The following is a 1,030-nucleotide window of genomic DNA, read 5'->3' on the forward strand; positions in this document are numbered from 1 at the left end:
TTCTTAAAATTGCCAAAATTTCCTTAAACTCTTCTTTTTTCCCAAAACCAATTAAACGCTGAATCGCCATTTGAACATAGTCTAAACCATAGCGAAATAAACTCATTGAGAGTCGTCCATGCTTCTTTATTTTTATCGCTTTTTTTTGATCATGTTGCCATTCACCCGTTAAGTAACACCAACAGAAGCTTATAGCTAACACCGCAATCAATTTTTTCACTCGTCTAGGGTCTGTCAAGCGCGTATTTTCAAGATTAAACCCGCGTCCTTTGAGACAACTGAATAAGGTTTCAATTTCCCAGCGTAATGCATAATCCTGAATAGCATTGGCATTAAACTGAGGAGAAACGACGAGTAAAAGCTCTCCATTTTCTAACTGTAGTGCACTTATATATAGTTTCACCCGACCAACCAAAATCCGTCGTTTACGACATTCAATTTGACCAACTTTAAGATGGCGAAATAAATCACTAATTTTATGATTCTTTCCTAAATGATTGGTGACAATGAAGTTTTTTTAACACGAATGCAGAAGTTGATGTCTTGTTCAATTAACCATGTAAACCACTGCTCACCGATAAACTCTCTGTCTGCGAACACATTCACAATACGGTCTTTACCAAAAATGGCTATAAAGCGTTGAATCAAAGCAATACGCTCTTTCGTATCTGAATTTCCACGTTTATTAAGCAATGTCCAAAGGATAGGTATCGCTATTCCACGATAAACGATTGCGAGCATCAGGATATTAATATTTCGTTTTCCCCATTTCCAATTGGTTCTATCTAAAGTCAGTTGCACTTGGTCGAATGAAAACATATTGAAAATCAACTGAGAAATTTGACGATAATCAAAATACTGACCTGCAAAGAAGCGCTGCATACGTCGATAAAATGATTGTGGTAAGCACTTGATGGGCAAGGCTTTAGATGCAGAAGAAAGATTACATGTTTGCTTTAAAATAATCACAAGCATGATGAGCGCAAAGCACTTTAAATGTGACTTGTTCCATTTTAGATATTTGTTTAGA

The 1,030-nt window shown here is 36.2% G+C and carries 1 protein-coding gene; it reads right to left on the minus strand.

The features are described 5' to 3' along the window. A protein-coding gene (locus tag R5R67_RS19435; RefSeq protein ID WP_318755206.1) for an IS4-like element ISAba1 family transposase occupies positions 1-1,030 on the minus strand; the annotation gives its coding sequence in 2 pieces (ribosomal slippage) (positions 1-519 and positions 519-1,030; 1,031 coding nt annotated over the 2 pieces). This gene is flagged as partial in the annotation.

Origin of the sequence: Acinetobacter sp. OYA S30 (genome assembly GCF_033599315.1) — a bacterium.
Taxonomy (GTDB): Bacteria; Pseudomonadota; Gammaproteobacteria; order Pseudomonadales; family Moraxellaceae; genus Acinetobacter; species Acinetobacter baumannii.